Here is a 15,875-nt window from a genome sequence, read left to right as displayed (position 1 = left end):
CGGCTGCAGAGAGCAGTTCGGTTCCGAGGGGTAGTCCGGCTGCGACGGGTGGCTCCTCGGCGAGGCACAGGCGAGTCGGCCCCGGCTGCTGCGGCGGCGTGTGCGCACGGCAGCGCCGCCGAACGGTGCCCGCCGGACGGTGCCTGCGGTCGGTGCCCGCCGGACCGGCAGCCCGCCAAGCACGGGCCCTCCGTCGCCGGAGACGCTCGCCGGCCGGCGAGCGAAAGTCGGCCTGATCACCATCGTCGGCCCCGGCGACCGCCCGCGGTCGACGCTTCCGCCGGATCCACGCCCTCGACGGGCCGGTCGGCCGGACCTGCGGGGCGACCGACCGGCAAGCCTCCCACCTGCGAAGACCTGCGCACCCACGCCGCCGAAAGGGGACAAACCGGAAACGTCGGCAAAGGACTGGACCACATCACAGCAGCACCCGGCGGGCCACTCGGGTCACGCCGCCGGGTGGCGATACACCCACGTCGGCGGCGGTGCTGGCAAGATCTTCACAACCACGAGATACGGTGTTGTGCTGTGACCGCGATTCGCGATCGCCAGAGCGATCCAGATGCCGACGACGTCCCCGTGCCGTGGGATGAGCGTCCTGTCGTCGGTTCGAGGCGTGGACTGCCGTGGTGGGCGGCGGTCCTGGTCGGCCTCGTCCTGGCGGTCGTGGGTGCCCTCATCGGCAAGCCGAGCCAGAGCACCATTCCGGTGATCTTCACCGTCCTCTACATCGCCGGGGCCGTGATCGCGGTCTGCGCGGTCCGACGCCGCGGGTTGTTCGGGCCGATGGTCATGCCGCCGCTGGTGCTGGCCGTGACCGTGCCCGGCGTGATCCTGCTGACCTCGGGGTCCGCGGGCGACGACATGCTCTCGAAGGTGCTGAGCATCGGCACCCCGCTGATCAACGGCTTCCCGATCATGGCGATCACCACCGGCATCACGCTGCTGATCGGCATCATCCGGATGGTCCGCGAACGCGACCCCGACGCCCCGAAAAAGGGCAAGGCGGCCGCCCGCAGGTCGGCGGACGAGGACGACGAGAAGCCTTCGGCGCGCGCCGCCGCGACGTCGGCAGGCGGCCGTCCGCGGCCGCCCGGGTCGAACCGCACCGGCCAGACGCCGCTGCCCCAGGGCGCCCGCCGCGGCCGGGACGGCGAACCGCCCCGCCGCCCGCGCCCGCCAGCCGAGGGCGACCGCCGGACCCCGCGCGCCGGCGCCCCGGCCGAACGCGACCGTGGCGCCCGCAAGCCACCGCCGGCCGGCCGCCGCACACCACCCCCGGCGGACAGCGACCCCCGCCGACGCGGCGACGCCCCCCGCCGACGCCCCCGCCCGCCCACGGAGGACGGCCGCGACACGCCCCCGCCCCGCCGCCCGTCCGGCGGACGAGGTGCCCCGCCCCGCCGCAACCGTCCTTGGGACGACGAAGAGCGCTGACGACCACCGAAAAGGCGGTCATCTTCCGCGGAAGGTGACCGCCCTTTCGCGACTCGAGCGCACGTGACCGCCGCCGGATCTCGCGTGCTCGCGGACCGAACTCGCGTGATCAGGGACGGAACTCGCGTGCGCGAAAGCGGAACTCGCGTAACCGCGGACGCAACCGCGTGATCGAAGACCGAACTCGCGCGACCGCGGACGTAACCTGCGTGATCGAGGACCGAACCCGGGTGATCAGAAACGAAACTCGCGTGATTGGAAACCGAACTCGGCCGACTCAGCCCCCAACGCAGTTCGGCGGCGAGCCGCACCCGCGACCCGCCGCCGAACCGGACTCCGACCCGAACCTCAGACCTTCCGCAGCTCCTTCGGCGGCGCAAAGGTGATCTTCTCGTTCGCGGTGGTCACTTCATCGACATCGCCGTAACCCCGCTCGGCCAGCCAAGCGAGCAGCTCCATCACCAGCTCGTCCGGGACCGACGCACCCGAAGTCACACCGACCGTCGTCACGCCGGAGAGCCACGCCTCGTCGACCTCGTGCGCGAAGTCGACCAGGTACGACGCCCGCGCCCCCGCCTTCAGCGCCACCTCGACCAGGCGCTTCGAGTTGGACGAGTTCGTCGACCCGACCACCAGGACCAGGTCGCACTCCGCCGCCATCGCCTTGACCGCGACCTGGCGGTTCGTCGTCGCATAGCAGATGTCGTCGCTGGGCGGGTCCGCCAAGCCCGGGAAACGCTCGCGGAGCTGGTCGACGCGCTCCATCGTCTCGTCGACCGACAGCGTCGTCTGGGACAGCCAGATCACCTTCGACGGGTCGCGCACCTCGACCTTGTCGACGTCCTCCGCCTTGTCGACCAGCTGGACCTTGTCCGGCGCCTCGCCGGCCGTGCCCTCGACCTCTTCGTGGCCCTCGTGGCCGATCAGCAGGATGTCGTAGTCGTCCTTGGCGAACCGGTTGACCTCCTTGTGCACCTTCGTCACCAGGGGGCAGGTCGCGTCGATCGTGCGCAGGTTCCGGTCGGCCGCCTCCGCGTGCACCATCGGCGAGACGCCGTGGGCGGAGAACACCACCAGCGCGCCCTCGGGCACCTCGGACGTCTCGTCGACGAAGATCGCGCCGCGCTCGCGCAGCGTCTCGACCACGTGCCGGTTGTGCACGATCTCCTTGCGGACGTACACCGGCGCGCCGTAGACCTCCAGGGCCTTCTCGACGGCGATCACCGCGCGGTCGACGCCGGCGCAGTAACCACGGGGTTTGGCGAGCAGCACCCGCTTGCCGGAAGCGGTGCCGGTGATCGTCGGGGTACCCGCGGGCTCGATTCCGGGACTCGCTGAACTCATGGCACCCAGGGTACGGGCAGCCCGGTGGCGAACTCGAAGTCCCTTTCGGGTGAGCTTCGTCCCCCTACCGTGCTGTGCGCGGGGTCACGCAACGCGCCCGAACCCACTCTTTCGGTTGGGCAGGATGGCGTAAATGCGGCAGGCTAGACGCATGAAGCCATTCCCGCTCCCCCTCCGGGTCGCCGCGGGCCTCGCCGTCTCCACCGCCGAGCGGGTTCGTGAGCTTCCCCGGCAGCTCGCCGGGCTTCCGGTGACCGTGGTCAGCCAGGTGCTGCAGGCGTCCATGCGCGTCCAGCAGCACGTCACCGAGCTGGCGATCAAGGGCGACAACGCCCTGTCGAACCTCCGCCCCGTCGAGGACGCGCCCAGCTGGGCGACCTTCGACGAGGACCTCCCCGACGTCGCGCCCGTGCGGCCGAACCTCGCACCGGTGGCCGACGTGCCGGAGCCGCGCTCGGAGATCAACGGTCACATTCCGTCAGCGGCCGAACTCGAAGCGGAACTGGGTGACCCCTGGGCCGAAGAGGAGCGCGCGCTCGCCGAAGACCACGCCGACGGCGAGAACGACGCCCAGGAAGACGGCTCCAAGCCGAAGCCGGGCACGCCCGCGATCGACAAGAAGGCCAAGAGCGACACCCCTCGGACCAGCGCCGGCGGGTACGACGGCCCGGCCGGGCTGACCGGCTACGACCAGCTCACCCTCCCGCAGCTGCGGGCCCGCCTGCGCCAGCTCTCGATCCCCCAGCTCGAGACGATCCTCGACTACGAGCGCGCGCACGCCGACCGCTCGTCCTTCACCGGGATGCTCTCCCGCCGGATCGCCAACGCCCGCAAGGCCGAACAGGCCAAGGAAGACGGTCAAGAGAACGGCCAGTGACCGAAACCGAAGCGAGCACCGCCGAAGCGCCCTGGCCGGTCCGCACGGTCGCGCGCAAGATCGGCGACTGGATCCACCGGCTCGGCAGCGTCTGGGTCGAAGGCCAGGTCACGCAGGTCAACTCCCGGCCGAACACGCAGACCGCGTTCCTGACGCTGCGCGACCCGTCGGCGGACGTCTCGATGTCGGTGACCTGCCCGAACTGGCTGATCCGCGAGATGGAACCGCCGCTGCGCGAAGGCGCGAGCGTCGTCGTGCACGCGAAGCCGTCGTTCTTCTTCGGGCGCGGCACGCTCAGCCTGCGCGCCGACCAGATCCGCGCGGTCGGCATCGGTGAGCTGCTGGCCCGGATCGAGCGCCTGAAGAAGCTGCTCACCGCCGAAGGCCTCTTCTCGGCGCAGCGCAAGCGGCCGATCCCGTTCCTGCCGAAGGGCGTCGGGCTGATCACCGGCCGCGCGTCGGCGGCCGAGCGGGACGTCCTGGTCAACGCCCAGACCCGGTGGCCGCACGTCCGGTTCAAAGTCCTCAACACCGCCGTGCAGGGCTCGCAGGCCGTCCCGCAGGTCATGCGCGCGCTGCGCATCCTGGACGCCGACCCCGAGATCGACGTCATCGTCATCGCCCGCGGCGGCGGCAGCGTCGAGGACCTGCTGCCGTTCTCCGACGAGGCGCTGTGCCGCGCGGTGTCGGCCGCCGGGACGCCGGTGGTCAGCGCCATCGGGCACGAGCCCGACACCCCCTTGCTCGACTACGTCGCCGACCTGCGCTGCTCGACGCCGACCGACGCGAGCAAGCGGATCGTGCCGGACCACCGCGAGGAGACCGAGCGGGTCCGGCAGATGCGCGACCGCGGGCGCCGCGCCCTCCACGGCTGGGTCGACACGCAGGCGCGCCTGCTGACCCAGCTGCGCAGCCGTCCGTCGCTGGCCGACCCGCTCGGCCCGGTCCAGCGGCGCCAGGACGACGTCGACGTCCACCGCGAACGCGCGCGCCGCGCCATGCTGACGCTGCTCGCCAAGGACCAGGCCGAGCTCGCGAGCGCGCGGGCCCGGCTGACCGCGCTCGGCCCGGCCGCGACGCTCGCCCGCGGCTACGCGGTCGTGCAGTTCCTCGATCCCGAAGGCAACCTCCAGGTACTCCGCTCCGTCTCCGAAGTCGAGGCCGGTGCCCAGCTGCGCGTGCGCGTGGGCGATGGCGCGATCGGCGCGGTGGCGGAAGGAGCACAGGAGTGACGCTGAAGGCGGCCACGTTCCTCCCCCTCACCATGGACGCGGCCCGGCGCCTGGGCGCGCGTCCGCTGCTGGACCAGGCGATGCGCACCGACCGGGCGGCCGCCGAGTGCTGGACGGCACTGCTCGCCGGTTGCGGCGGCGCCGCCCGCCGCGAGCTGGGGCCGCAGCTGCGCCGGCTGTCCGAGGCGACCTCGACGCAGGTCGGCTCACGCTGGTGGTTCGCCGAGGGCGCGGGGCACCGCAAGCGCGTCGCCGGCGCGCAGGAGAACCTCGAAGAGGCGATCGCGGAGGGTGACGGCCAGGAGTTCGCGCTGGCGTTCGTCGGGTACGACCACGCCATGGCCAGCGCGGTAGTGTGCGCGCACAGCCCAAGCCGGAAGGTCGGAGAACGCCCAGCGTGAGTGAAGCAGCCAGCGAGGAACTCGGCTACGAGCAGGCCAGGGACCGCCTCGTCGAGGTCGTCCGCGAGCTCGAAACCGGCGGTCTGTCCCTCGAGCAGTCGCTCGCGCTGTGGGAGAAGGGCGAGAAGCTCGCGAAGGTCTGTGAGCGCCATCTCGAAGGCGCGCGCGAGCGCATCGAAGCTGCTCTGGCGTCCGTGGAGGACGAAACCGGCAACGATCAGTGACGTTTGCCATGCCGACGGTATCTGGAAACGAAGCGGGTATCTGACAGACTGTTGACCCGCCAGTTCCACGATCCGGGAGGCTCAGATGTCCACCGCCGAAAGCCGTCGTGAAGCGCCCGACCGCAACCTCGCGATGGAACTGGTCCGGGTGACCGAGGCCGCCGCGATGGCGGCCGGCCGCTGGGTCGGCCGCGGCGACAAGATCGGCGGGGACGGCGCGGCTGTCGACGCGATGCGCCAGCTCGTGTCGACGGTGTCGATGCGCGGGGTCGTGGTGATCGGCGAGGGCGAGAAGGACGAAGCGCCCATGCTGTTCAACGGCGAAGAGGTCGGCAACGGTGACGGCCCGGACTGCGACGTCGCGGTCGACCCGGTCGACGGCACGACGCTGATGGCCAAGGGCATGCCGAACGCCCTCGCCGTGCTGGCGGTCGCCGAGCGCGGCGCGATGTTCGACCCGTCCGCGGTGTTCTACATGGAGAAGCTGGCCGTCGGGCCGGAGGCGGCGGGCAAGGTCGAGCTCGGCGCCCCGATCGCGGAGAACATCCGGCGCGTCGCCAAGGCGAAGAACAGCAGCGTCGGCGACGTCACCGTGTGCATCCTCGACCGCCCGCGCCACGAGCAGCTGATCAAGGAGGTCCGCGACGCCGGCGCGCGGATCCGGTTCATCTCCGACGGCGACGTCGCGGGCGCGATCGCCGCGGCCCGCCCGACCACCGGCGTCGACATGCTGGTCGGCATCGGCGGCACCCCGGAGGGCATCATCGCGGCCTGCGCGATGAAGTGCCTCGGCGGCGAGCTGCAGGGCCGGCTGTGGCCGAAGGACGACGCCGAGCGCGAGAAGGCGCTGGCCGCGGGCCACGACCTCGACCGCGTCCTGCTGAACGACGACCTCGTGCGCGGCGACAACGTCTTCTTCTGCGCCACCGGCGTCACCGACGGCGACCTGCTGCGCGGCGTCCACTACCGCGAGGGCGGCGCGACGACGCAGTCCATCGTGATGCGGTCCAAGTCCGGGACCGTCAGAATGATCGACGGTTACCACCGGCTCACCAAGCTGCGGGCGTACTCCTCGGTCAACTTCGACGGCCACCTGGACGCGCCCGACGACGACGTCGTTCCCCCGCTGCCGTAGAAGGAGTTCCGTGCCCAGGCGACTACTGGCCCTGCTGGTCCTGATGTTCGCCCTGGTCCCCGCCGCCGCGTCGGCCGAACCCGGCATCGTCGGGGGCGGCAACGCGGATCAGCCGTACCCGTTCGCGGTTTCGCTGCACACCTCGACCGGCAAGCTGTTCTGCGCCGGCGCGCTGATCGCCCCCACCTGGGTGGTGACGGCCGCGCACTGCGCGTTCGACAAGACCCCTGCCGGGATCTCCGTGCGGGCGGGCACGAGCGAGGTGGGCCAGGGCGGCGAAGTCGACCAGGTCGCCGCCATCGTCGTGAACCCGGCCTTCAACACCCAGAGCCCGGCGGGCGACATCGCGCTGCTGCGGCTCGCGACGCCGGCCAAGGCCGCGCCGATCGCTTTGGCGACGGCCGCGGCGCCGGGCACGGCCACCCGGATCCTCGGCTGGGGCCAGACCTGCCCGAAGGTGAACTGCGGCCAGATCCCGACGACGCTGCAGCAGCTCGACACGCACATCGTCGAGGGCGCGAAGTGCACGTCGGTGTTCGACGGCACGGCCGAGCTGTGCACGGACAACCCCGGTGGCAAGGCCGGAGCGTGCTTCGGCGACTCCGGCGGCCCGGAGGTCGTGCGCGACGGCGACCAGTGGCTGCTCGTCGGCGTCACGAGCCGGCCGGGCAACAACGACCCGGTGTGCGCGTCGGCGCCGTCGATCTACACGTCCGTCGTCGCGTACGCGCCGTGGATCGCGGAGAAGACGAAGGCCTGACCTACTCGGCGTTGCTCGAGTGGCCCGGGAACAGGTGGGCGTCCGGGTCGAGCGCGACGGCGATGTTGTTGACGGCCGTCGCGGCCTCGCCGAAGCCGGTCGCGATCAGCTTGACCTTCCCCGGGTACGCGGCGACGTCGCCGGCGGCGTAGACGCGTTCGCGCGCGGTCGCCATCGTCGAGTCGACCGCGATGGCGCGGTGGTCGATCTCCAGGCCCCAGCTCTCGATCGGGCCGAGGTCGGCGGTGAACCCGAGCGCCGCGACGACGGCGTTGGCCGGCAGCCGCTCGTCGCCGGTGCCCTTGACCGAGACGTCGACGGCTTCGAGCGCGCCGCTTTCGTGCTCGACGAACCGGGTGACCTCGGCATCGGTGATGATCCGGACACCGAGCTCACGGGCTTGCCGCACGATGGAGTCGGCCGCGCGGAACTTGGCGCGGCGGTGCACGAGCGTCACGCTCGCCGCGATCGGGTGCAGCGCGAGCACCCAGTCGAACGCCGAGTCGCCGCCACCGACGATCACGACGTGCTGCCCCGCGTGTGCGTCGAACGAGGGGACGAAGTGGACCATGCCGCGCCCGAGCCAGCCGTCGCCGGCGGGCAGCGGACGCGGGGTGAACTCGCCGATGCCCGCGGTGACGAGGACGGCGCCCGCGCGCAGGGTCTCGCCGCCGTCGAGGGTCAGCTCGACGCCGTTTTCGAGCGTCTCGAGCTTCTCGGCCTTGCGCCCCAGCAGGTACTTCGGCTTCCACGGCGCGGCCTGCTTCACCAAGCCGTCGACGAGGTCACGACCCCGGATCTCGGCGAAGCCGCCGACGTCGTAGATCATCTTCTCGGGGTACATCGCCGTGACCTGGCCGCCGGGTTCGGGCAGCGAGTCGACGATCGCCATCGAAAGGCCGCGGAACCCGGCGTAGTAGGCGGCGAACAACCCGGTCGGCCCCGCGCCGATGATCACGAGGTCGTAGGAGTCCCCAGAAGCTTCAGTCATGCTCGCTCCAGCCAGTGGTGGATGGCGGTGATCGAGAACACAGCCGATCCTAGCCGGATCGGAGTTCACTCGACGGCGTGCGACACAGGCGCCCGGAAGACCGGCGGCCCCCGTGGGGTGTGCGGCGGACCGTCTTCAGCGGGTTGGTCCCGCTCGTGGTGCTTTTCGGCTGGTTCACGTTGGCCATCCGGCTCGGGCTGCCGTCGGCCGAGCCGGTGGGTTTCCTCCCGTTCGTCTTCGTCGCCTTCGCGGCCCTCGTCGGGTTCGGCCGCTGGCTGGCCCGGGCGGGCATCCTGCTCGCGTTGCTCGGGCTGCTGCCGGTACTCGCCGTGCTGCTCGGCGGCTGGACAGCGACGGGCGACGAGATCCTGCTTTCGCGGGGGAAGCCGGTCGTGGTGCTGGTGTCCGCGGAGTCCGCGCACCGGCTGAAGGCGGGCCTCGCCTACACCTACGACGTGCGGAACCCGGATGGGAGCACGGATTCACTCGAACCCGGCGTCGGTACGCGACTGCCGGTCGGCAGTCAGGTGACCGTCGTCGAAGATCCGGACCGGCTCGTCGCGCCGCAGCTCGCCGGGCGGCAAGACCCGGCGGTGCCACTGGTCTTCGCGTGCCTGGGGACAGCGAGCCTGGTCGCCGTGGTGGTTTCGACCGCGGTGGCCGGCGAACGGCGCAGGGTGCGCAACGCCACCACGCGATAACCCGCGATCAGGTCCAGAATCGGTGTCATGGCTGACCAGGAATACCGGATCGAACACGACACGATGGGCGAGGTCCGCGTGCCGGCCGGCGCGCTCTACCGGGCGCAGACCCAGCGGGCCGTCGAGAACTTCCCCATCTCGGGCCGGGGCCTGGAGCGTGCCCAGATCCGTGCGCTCGGCCTGCTCAAGGCCGCCGCCGCGCGCGTGAACCTCAAGCTCGGCGTGCTCGACGCCGACGTCGCGGACGCCATCGCCAAGGCCGCCGACGAGGTCGCCGGGGGTGCCCACGACGCGCACTTCCCGATCGACGTCTTCCAGACCGGGTCCGGGACCTCGTCGAACATGAACGCCAACGAGGTCATCGCGACCCTGGCGAGCAAATCCCTCGGCCGGGACGTGCACCCGAACGACCACGTCAACGCGTCGCAGTCGTCCAACGACACCTTCCCGACGACCATCCACGTCGCCGCGACCGAAGCCGTCCTCAAGGACGTCATCCCGGCGCTCGAGTACCTCGCCGGCGCCATCGAGGTGCGCGCCGCGGAGTGGACCGACGTCGTGAAGTCCGGCCGCACGCACCTGATGGACGCCGTGCCGATCACCCTCGGCCAGGAGGCAGGCGCGTGGGCGTCGCAGGTCCGGTTCGGCATCGAACGGCTGAAGTCGGGCCTGCCGCGCCTCGGCGAGCTGCCGATCGGCGGCACCGCCGTCGGGTCGGGCCTCAACGCGCCGGACGGCTTCGGCTCGAGCGTCGCGGCCGAGCTCGCGACCGTCACCGGCCTGCCGCTTACGGAGGCTCGTGACCACTTCGAGGCGCAGGCGACGCAGGACAGCGTCGTCGAGACGTCCGGCCACCTGCGCACGATCGCCGTGTCGCTCAACAAGATCGCGAACGACCTGCGCTGGCTGGGCTCCGGCCCGCGCACCGGCCTGGCCGAGCTGGCGCTGCCGGACCTGCAGCCGGGCTCGTCGATCATGCCGGGCAAGGTGAACCCGGTGATCCCGGAGGCGACGCTGCAGGTGGTCGCGCAGGTGATCGGCAACGACGCGGCGGTGGCGTTCGCGGGTGCCGCGGGCAACTTCCAGCTCAACGTCAACCTGCCGGTGATCGCCCGCAACGTCCTCGAGTCGGCCCGGCTGCTCGCCGCCGTCTCGCGGCTGCTGGCGGACAAGGTCTTCGCGGGCATCACCGTGAACACCGAGCGCACCCGCACCTACGCCGAAGGTTCGCCGTCGATCGTGACGCCGCTGAACAAGTACATCGGCTACGAAGAGGCCGCCGCGGTCGCGAAGCAGGCGTTGAAGGAGCTCAAGACGATCCGCGAGGTCGTCATCGAGCGCGGCTATGTGAAGGACGGCAAGCTCACCGAAGAGCAGCTCGACGAAGCACTCGACGTCCTCCGCATGGCCCGCGGCGGCAAGTGACCGCTACCGCCGGCGCAGGCGCGCGTCCGCCAGCGCCGGCGGGGTGTAGTCCTTCTCGGCCGAGTTGAGGTCCGTGCCCGGCGGGACGATCTCGTCGATCCGGTCCAGCACCTCGTCGTCGAGCACCAGGTCCGCGCCCGCGAGCAGGTCGTCGAGCTGGGCGGGCGTGCGCGGGCCGATGATCGCCGACGTCACGCCCGGGTGCGCCCGGACGAACGCCGTCGCCAGGTGCGTGAGCGGCCGGCCCAGGTCGTCGGCGATCTTCTTCAGCTGCGCGATCGCCTCGAACTTGACGGCGTTCGCGGGCAGCGCCGGGTCGAACTTGTGCGCCTGCAACGTCCGGCGGCCCTCCGAAAGGTCCACATCGGACGGTTTCACGTACTTGCCGGACAGCCAGCCGCTGGCCAGGGGGCTCCACGTCAGCACGCCCATGCCGTACTTCTGCGCGGTCGGCAGCACGGCCGCCTCGATGGCCCGGTTGAAGATCGAGTACGGCGGCTGCTCGGCGCGGAACCGCGCCAGGCCATGCTTTTCCGCCACCCACTGGGCTTCCACGATCTGCTCGGCCGGGAAGTCCGACGTCCCGATCGCGCGGACCTTCCCGGCGCGGACGAAGTCCGTGAGCACCGACAGCGTTTCCTCGATGTCGGTCGTCGGGTCCGGCCGGTGGACCTGGTAGAGGTCGACGTAGTCGGTGTCGAGCCGCCGCAGGCTGTCGTCCAGCGCACGAGTGAGCCAGCGCCGCGAAAGACCACCCTGGTTGGGATCGGCACCCATCTGGAAGAAGCCCTTGGTGGCCAGCACGACCTCGTCGCGGCGGCCCTTCAGCGCCTTGCCGACGATCCGCTCGTTCTCGCCGTCGCTGTACATGTCAGCCGTATCCCAGAAATTGACCCCGGCGCCGAGCGCCGTGTGCAGCATCCGGATGCCCGCTTCGTGGTCCGGATTGCCCCACTTGCCCAACATCATCGCGCCGAACGCGTATTCGCTGACCGAGATGCCCGTGCCGCCCAGAATTCGTCGTTTCATGCCTCCACCTTCCGGCGGGCGAACGGGCCGGACCAGGTCACGCTCAACCTGGGTCTGCCAGTACCAGGCGGGCAGCCGCGAGGCGGGGATACTGGAGGCATGAGTGACGCAGCCGAGCTGGGCGCCTTCCTGAAGGCGCGCCGCGCCGCACTGGACCCCGCCGACCTGGGCCTCCCGCCCGGGCTCACGCAGCGGCGGGTCACGGGCCTGCGCCGCGAGGAGCTGGCGCAGCTGTCCGGGATCAGCGTCGACTACTACACGCGGCTGGAGCAGGGCCGCGCGAAGAACGTCTCGGACGCGGTCCTCGACGCATTGGCCCGCGCGCTGCGACTCAACTCCGGCGAGGAGGCCTACCTGCGCAACCTCGCCGCCCCGAGGCGCCGGGACGAGCGCGCGCCGGAGCGGGTCCGGCCCGAGCTGCGGCAGCTGCTCGACGCCATCCAGGCGCCGGCGTTCGTCTTCGGCCGGTACATGGACGTGCTGGCGTGGAACGCGCTCGGCGGCGCGGTCGCGTTCGCCTTCGCCGACCTCGACGAGCACAACATGCCGAAGCTCATCTTCACCGACGAGCGCGCGAAGCAGCTGCACCCGGAGTACGACGCCGTCTGCCGTGAGCTCGTCGCGAACCTGCGCGCGGAGAGCGGACGCCACCCCGGGGACGCGCGATTCGCCCAGCTCATCGGCGAGCTGTCGCTGGCGAGCGAGCAGTTCCGGAAGCTGTGGGCCGAGCACGCGGTGCAGGAGAAGGCACAGGGCTGGAAAGTGCTGCGCAACCCCGTCGTCGGCGAGCTGCGGCTGCGCTACGAGACGCTGCGCCTGCCCCAGGACCCCGACCAGGGCATGGTGATCTACCACGCCGAACCCGGCTCGGAGACCGAACGCGCGCTCGGCCTGCTGGCCAGCTGGATCGCCGCCGATGAACGACCGGTGAACACTCGCTCGTCGCAACCCCACGCCGGGTGAGCGCTGCCTAGGCTGCTTCACCTGGGGAGTCAGGGGTAGAGGAGCAGTCCGGTGGGCGTCGGCGCGACGATGCAGTCCCTCGCCGAAATCCTGAGCTCGGACTCCGGCAGCCTCGTCCTCGGCATCGCCGCGCTGGTCGCGATCGCCGCGCCGTTCATCGACCGCTACTTCATCCGGCGGCGCCGGCTGACGTTCCGCGTCCTCTACAACTCCAAGATCGGGCTCTCCCCGATCGACCTGCACGACGGCGAGAACGGCAGCGCGCAGGCGGATCCGCAGCTGGAACGCACCGCGCGGCTGCTGAACCGGATGAGCGTCGTCGTGATCCGGATCCACAACACCGGCGGGTTCGACATCGCGCCGGGCGACTTCGAGATCCCGCTGTCGTTCACCTTCGGCAGCCGGATCGTCTGGGACGCGCGGGTGTCCGACGCGACCGACGACGGCCTGCGCCAGCACGTCCGCGACGGCCTCGAGTTCTTCACGCGCGAGACACCGCAACAGCCGGTCGAAAGCGTGAAGCTGTCCCGCGTGCGCGCACTGCTGCCGAAACGGCTGGCCGGGCTCGCCGCGTCCGAAGTCCCGCCGGAGGCACCCGAGTGGCACGGCGTGCGGTTCGCCCGGCTTTCCTTGAAGCGCAAGGAGAAGTTCAAGCTGGTCGTCGTCTTGCGGGAGTCCGACGGCCACGAAGGCGAGATCAGCAAGGAGATCGACCACCACGCCCGGCTCGCGGCCGGCCGGATCAAGGACGACCGCAAGCAGCGCCGGTTCGGCTGGCCGGTGATCACGACGGCGGTCGGGGTGCTGCTGACGGGTGCCTTGCTGGCCACGCTGCTCGTCTCGTGGTCCCGGCCGGGCGACTCCGCGCAGTGCGCCACCGGGAAGCTGTCGGTCGAGGGGTCGAGCGCGTTCGTGCCCATCATCGACAGCGTCGCCGCCGAGTACCACGGCCAGTGCGACGACGCGGCCATCACCACCCGCGCGACCGGGAGCGTCACCGGCGTCCGCGCGCTCGCCCCGGTCGGCGCGGCGGGCAAGGACGAGCTGGCGGTGCTCTCGGACGGCCGGTCCGGGGAAGCCGGCCCCGATCTGGAGGCGAAGGCCGTCGCGGTGGTCGTGTACAGCCTGGTCGTGAACCGCGCGGCCGGCGTAGACAAGCTGACGACTCAGCAGGTCAAGGACATCTTCAGCGGCCGGGTGCGGAACTGGGACCAGCTGCGGCCGGGCCCGTCGGTGCCGATCGGGATCGTCGGGCGCGGGCAGGAGTCGGGCACGCGCAAGACGTTCGAGCAGAAGGTGCTCGGCGGCGCGGAGGACCGGCTGACGTCGGACTCGTGCCGCAAGCCGGAGCGCGACCCGGCCGCCGCCACCACGCGCTGCGAGCGCGGCACGACCGCCGAGGTGCTCACCGAGGTCGGCGCGGTGCCGGGCGCGATCGGGTACGCCGACGTCCCGGCGGCCAAAACAGCAGCCGCCCGCGACCAGCAAGTGACGGTCGTGCAGCTCGACGGCCACTACCCCGACGTCACGACCGTCGATGCCGGGTACCGCTTTTGGACCGTCGAGTACCTCTACACCAAGGGCGTGCCGTCGAACGGGAGCGTGCTGAAGCGGTTCCTCGACTACCTGGCGAGCCCGACCGCGCGGGCCGAGCTGCAGGACGCCGGGTACACGCCGTGCGTGGCCAAGGACGGCCTGCTCGACCCCCTCTGCACCAGGCCGGACATCTGACCAGCAGGAAATTGTCGGTGGTCCGGGTCATGATGTCCGGGTGTTGGTCAGCGAGATAGTCCGGGCGTCCGCCGAGCTGGCGGCGACGCGATCCAGGAAGGCGAAGATCGCCCTCCTGGCCGCGGTGCTGCGCGCCGCCGAGCTCGTCGAGCTGCCCGTCGTGATCGCGTACCTGACCGGGCAGACGGCGCAGGACCGGCTGGGTGCGGGCTGGCGCACCCTGGCCGGGCTCGGCGCCGGGTCCGCTCCCGATCCGGTCGCGACGGTGCTCGAAGTGGATTCCGCGCTGACCGAGGCGGCCGGGGTGGCGGCGGGCGCGGGGTCGTCGACCCGGCGGCAAGAGGTCCTGCGCGCGTTGTTCGAGCGGTTGACGCAGGACGAGCAGCAGTTCCTGTTCCGGCTGGTCACCGGCGAGCTGCGGCAGGGCGCGCTGGAGGGCGTGATGGTCGACGCGATCGCGGCGGCGGCCGAGGTGCCGGCCGTGGACGTGCGGCGCGCGTTCATGCTCTCCGGGAAGCTCGGCGTCACCGGCGTCGCGGCGCTGACCGGCGGGCAGGCGGCGCTCGCGGAGTTCCGGCTCACGCTGGGCACGCCGGTCAAGCCGATGCTGGCGTCGCCGGCGGAGTCCCTGGAGGAGGCGGTCGCCGAGCACGCCGAGGCGATCGTCGAGTACAAGATGGACGGTGCGCGGATCCAGGTGCACCGTCAGGGTGACGAGGTGCACGTCTGGACGCGGACGTTGCGCGAGATCACCGCCAGCGTGCAGGAGCTGGTGGAGCTGGTGCGGTCGCTGCCGTGCGAGTCGGTGGTGCTGGACGGCGAAACCCTGGCGCTGACCGACGCCGGGCGGCCCCGGCCGTTCCAGGACACGATGAGCCGGTTCGGCAGCACGCGCGAGGAGCAGGTGAAGGCGCTGCTGCTGCGGCCGTACTTCTTCGACTGCCTGCACCTCGACGGCGTCGACCTGCTGGACGCGCCGCTGTCCGAGCGCAACGCGGCACTGCGCAAGGTCGCCGGGGCGCACGTGATCCCCGGCAAGGTGGGCGTTTCGCGCGCGGCCGAAGTGCTGGAGGCGGCGATGGACGCCGGGCACGAAGGGGTGATGGTCAAGGACCTGGCGTCGCCGTACGCGGCGGGGCGGCGCGGGCGGGCGTGGCTGAAGGTCAAGCCGGTGCACACGATCGACCTGGTGGTGCTCGCGGCGGAGTGGGGCCACGGGCGGCGCACCGGCACGCTGTCGAACCTGCACCTGGGCGCCCGCGACCCGGACGGTGGCCCGCCGATCATGGTGGGCAAGACGTTCAAGGGCATGACCGACGAGATCCTGGCGTGGCAGACGAGGACGTTCCAGGAGATCGAGACCCACCGCGACGACTGGACGGTGTACGTCCGCCCGGAGGTCGTGGTCGAGATCGAGCTGGACAGCGCCCAGGTGAGCACGCGCTACCCGGGCGGCCTGGCGCTGCGGTTCGCGCGGGTGGTCCGCTACCGCCCGGACAAGGAGCCGGCGGACGCGGACACGATCGACACGGTCCGCGGCCTCCTGCACGGCGACCGCTCGGAAGGGAGCTGACTACGAAAGTCTCGATCGCGACATCGCGCGTCTTCGGGGTGCTTTCCTCCTA

General features: G+C 71.4%; 15 protein-coding genes. 12 read left to right on the top strand and 3 right to left on the bottom strand.

Annotated features, from left to right (window positions below; all coding sequences use genetic code 11):
* Positions 1–528: 528 nt before the first annotated feature.
* Positions 529–1,437, top strand: a complete 909-nt coding sequence (locus QQ657_RS40070; RefSeq protein ID WP_284747574.1) for a DUF6542 domain-containing protein — start codon at positions 529–531, stop codon at positions 1,435–1,437.
* A gap of 348 nt (positions 1,438–1,785) precedes the next feature.
* Here the strand turns inward: QQ657_RS40070 and QQ657_RS40065 are convergent, their stop codons facing one another.
* Positions 1,786–2,781 (bottom strand): 4-hydroxy-3-methylbut-2-enyl diphosphate reductase, encoded by a 996-nt coding sequence (locus QQ657_RS40065; RefSeq protein ID WP_284747573.1) that lies wholly within the window; start codon positions 2,779–2,781, stop codon positions 1,786–1,788.
* 151 nt (positions 2,782–2,932) lie between these two features.
* Here QQ657_RS40065 and QQ657_RS40060 point away from each other — a divergent pair, with 151 nt between their 5' ends.
* The 6 genes from QQ657_RS40060 to QQ657_RS40035 all read left to right on the top strand — a co-directional run bounded on the left by QQ657_RS40060 (position 2,933) and on the right by QQ657_RS40035 (position 7,410).
* A complete protein-coding gene (locus QQ657_RS40060) occupies positions 2,933–3,658 on the top strand; it encodes a lipid droplet-associated protein (RefSeq protein ID WP_284747572.1) in 726 nt (241 codons plus the stop codon).
* Positions 3,655–4,890 (top strand): exodeoxyribonuclease VII large subunit, encoded by a 1,236-nt coding sequence (xseA, locus tag QQ657_RS40055; protein ID WP_284747571.1) that lies wholly within the window; start codon positions 3,655–3,657, stop codon positions 4,888–4,890. The genes QQ657_RS40060 and xseA overlap by 4 nt, the downstream gene beginning before the upstream one ends.
* 32 nt (positions 4,891–4,922) lie before the next feature.
* The gene (locus QQ657_RS40050) at positions 4,923–5,291 is read left to right on the top strand and encodes a hypothetical protein (RefSeq protein ID WP_284747646.1); all 369 of its coding nucleotides are present in this window, start codon (positions 4,923–4,925) and stop codon (positions 5,289–5,291) included.
* Positions 5,288–5,515: an exodeoxyribonuclease VII small subunit gene (locus tag QQ657_RS40045; protein WP_284747570.1), complete on the top strand. Its 228-nt coding sequence runs from the start codon at positions 5,288–5,290 to the stop codon at positions 5,513–5,515. The genes QQ657_RS40050 and QQ657_RS40045 overlap by 4 nt, the downstream gene beginning before the upstream one ends.
* Positions 5,516–5,600: 85 nt before the next feature.
* A complete protein-coding gene (gene glpX, locus QQ657_RS40040; RefSeq protein WP_284747569.1) occupies positions 5,601–6,650 on the top strand; it encodes a class II fructose-bisphosphatase in 1,050 nt (349 codons plus the stop codon).
* Between the two features lie 10 nt (positions 6,651–6,660).
* Complete coding sequence (locus QQ657_RS40035; RefSeq protein WP_284747568.1) at positions 6,661–7,410, top strand: S1 family peptidase; 750 nt, start codon at positions 6,661–6,663, stop codon at positions 7,408–7,410.
* A 1-nt stretch (position 7,411) separates the two neighbouring features.
* Here QQ657_RS40035 and QQ657_RS40030 read toward each other — a convergent pair whose 3' ends face one another.
* Complete coding sequence (locus tag QQ657_RS40030) at positions 7,412–8,401, bottom strand: NAD(P)/FAD-dependent oxidoreductase (protein ID WP_284747567.1); 990 nt, start codon at positions 8,399–8,401, stop codon at positions 7,412–7,414.
* Between the two features lie 77 nt (positions 8,402–8,478).
* On the opposite strand from QQ657_RS40030, the gene QQ657_RS40025 reads away from it, so the two are divergent.
* Positions 8,479–9,102, top strand: coding sequence for a hypothetical protein (locus QQ657_RS40025; RefSeq protein ID WP_284747566.1), 624 nt, complete (start codon positions 8,479–8,481; stop codon positions 9,100–9,102).
* Between the two features lie 27 nt (positions 9,103–9,129).
* Positions 9,130–10,527, top strand: a complete 1,398-nt coding sequence (locus tag QQ657_RS40020; protein WP_284747565.1) for a class II fumarate hydratase — start codon at positions 9,130–9,132, stop codon at positions 10,525–10,527.
* A gap of 3 nt (positions 10,528–10,530) precedes the next feature.
* Here the strand turns inward: QQ657_RS40020 and QQ657_RS40015 are convergent, their stop codons facing one another.
* On the bottom strand, positions 10,531–11,556 hold the full coding sequence (locus QQ657_RS40015; protein WP_284747564.1) for an aldo/keto reductase: 1,026 nt from the start codon (positions 11,554–11,556) through the stop codon (positions 10,531–10,533).
* A 99-nt stretch (positions 11,557–11,655) separates the two neighbouring features.
* Between QQ657_RS40015 and QQ657_RS40010 the strand changes: the two genes are divergently transcribed.
* The 3 genes from QQ657_RS40010 to QQ657_RS40000 are packed head-to-tail and all read left to right on the top strand — an operon-like array spanning position 11,656 to position 15,823.
* Positions 11,656–12,519 (top strand): helix-turn-helix transcriptional regulator, encoded by an 864-nt coding sequence (locus QQ657_RS40010; RefSeq protein WP_284747563.1) that lies wholly within the window; start codon positions 11,656–11,658, stop codon positions 12,517–12,519.
* A gap of 51 nt (positions 12,520–12,570) precedes the next feature.
* The gene (locus QQ657_RS40005) at positions 12,571–14,250 is read left to right on the top strand and encodes a PstS family phosphate ABC transporter substrate-binding protein (protein ID WP_284747562.1); all 1,680 of its coding nucleotides are present in this window, start codon (positions 12,571–12,573) and stop codon (positions 14,248–14,250) included.
* A 40-nt stretch (positions 14,251–14,290) separates the two neighbouring features.
* Positions 14,291–15,823 (top strand): ATP-dependent DNA ligase, encoded by a 1,533-nt coding sequence (locus QQ657_RS40000; protein ID WP_284747561.1) that lies wholly within the window; start codon positions 14,291–14,293, stop codon positions 15,821–15,823.
* Positions 15,824–15,875: the final 52 nt, after the last annotated feature.

The organism is Amycolatopsis ponsaeliensis (genome assembly GCF_030182635.1).
In the GTDB taxonomy this organism is placed as follows: domain Bacteria; phylum Actinomycetota; class Actinomycetes; order Mycobacteriales; family Pseudonocardiaceae; genus Amycolatopsis; species Amycolatopsis ponsaeliensis.
This window is presented reverse-complemented; position numbering and strand designations above follow the sequence as displayed.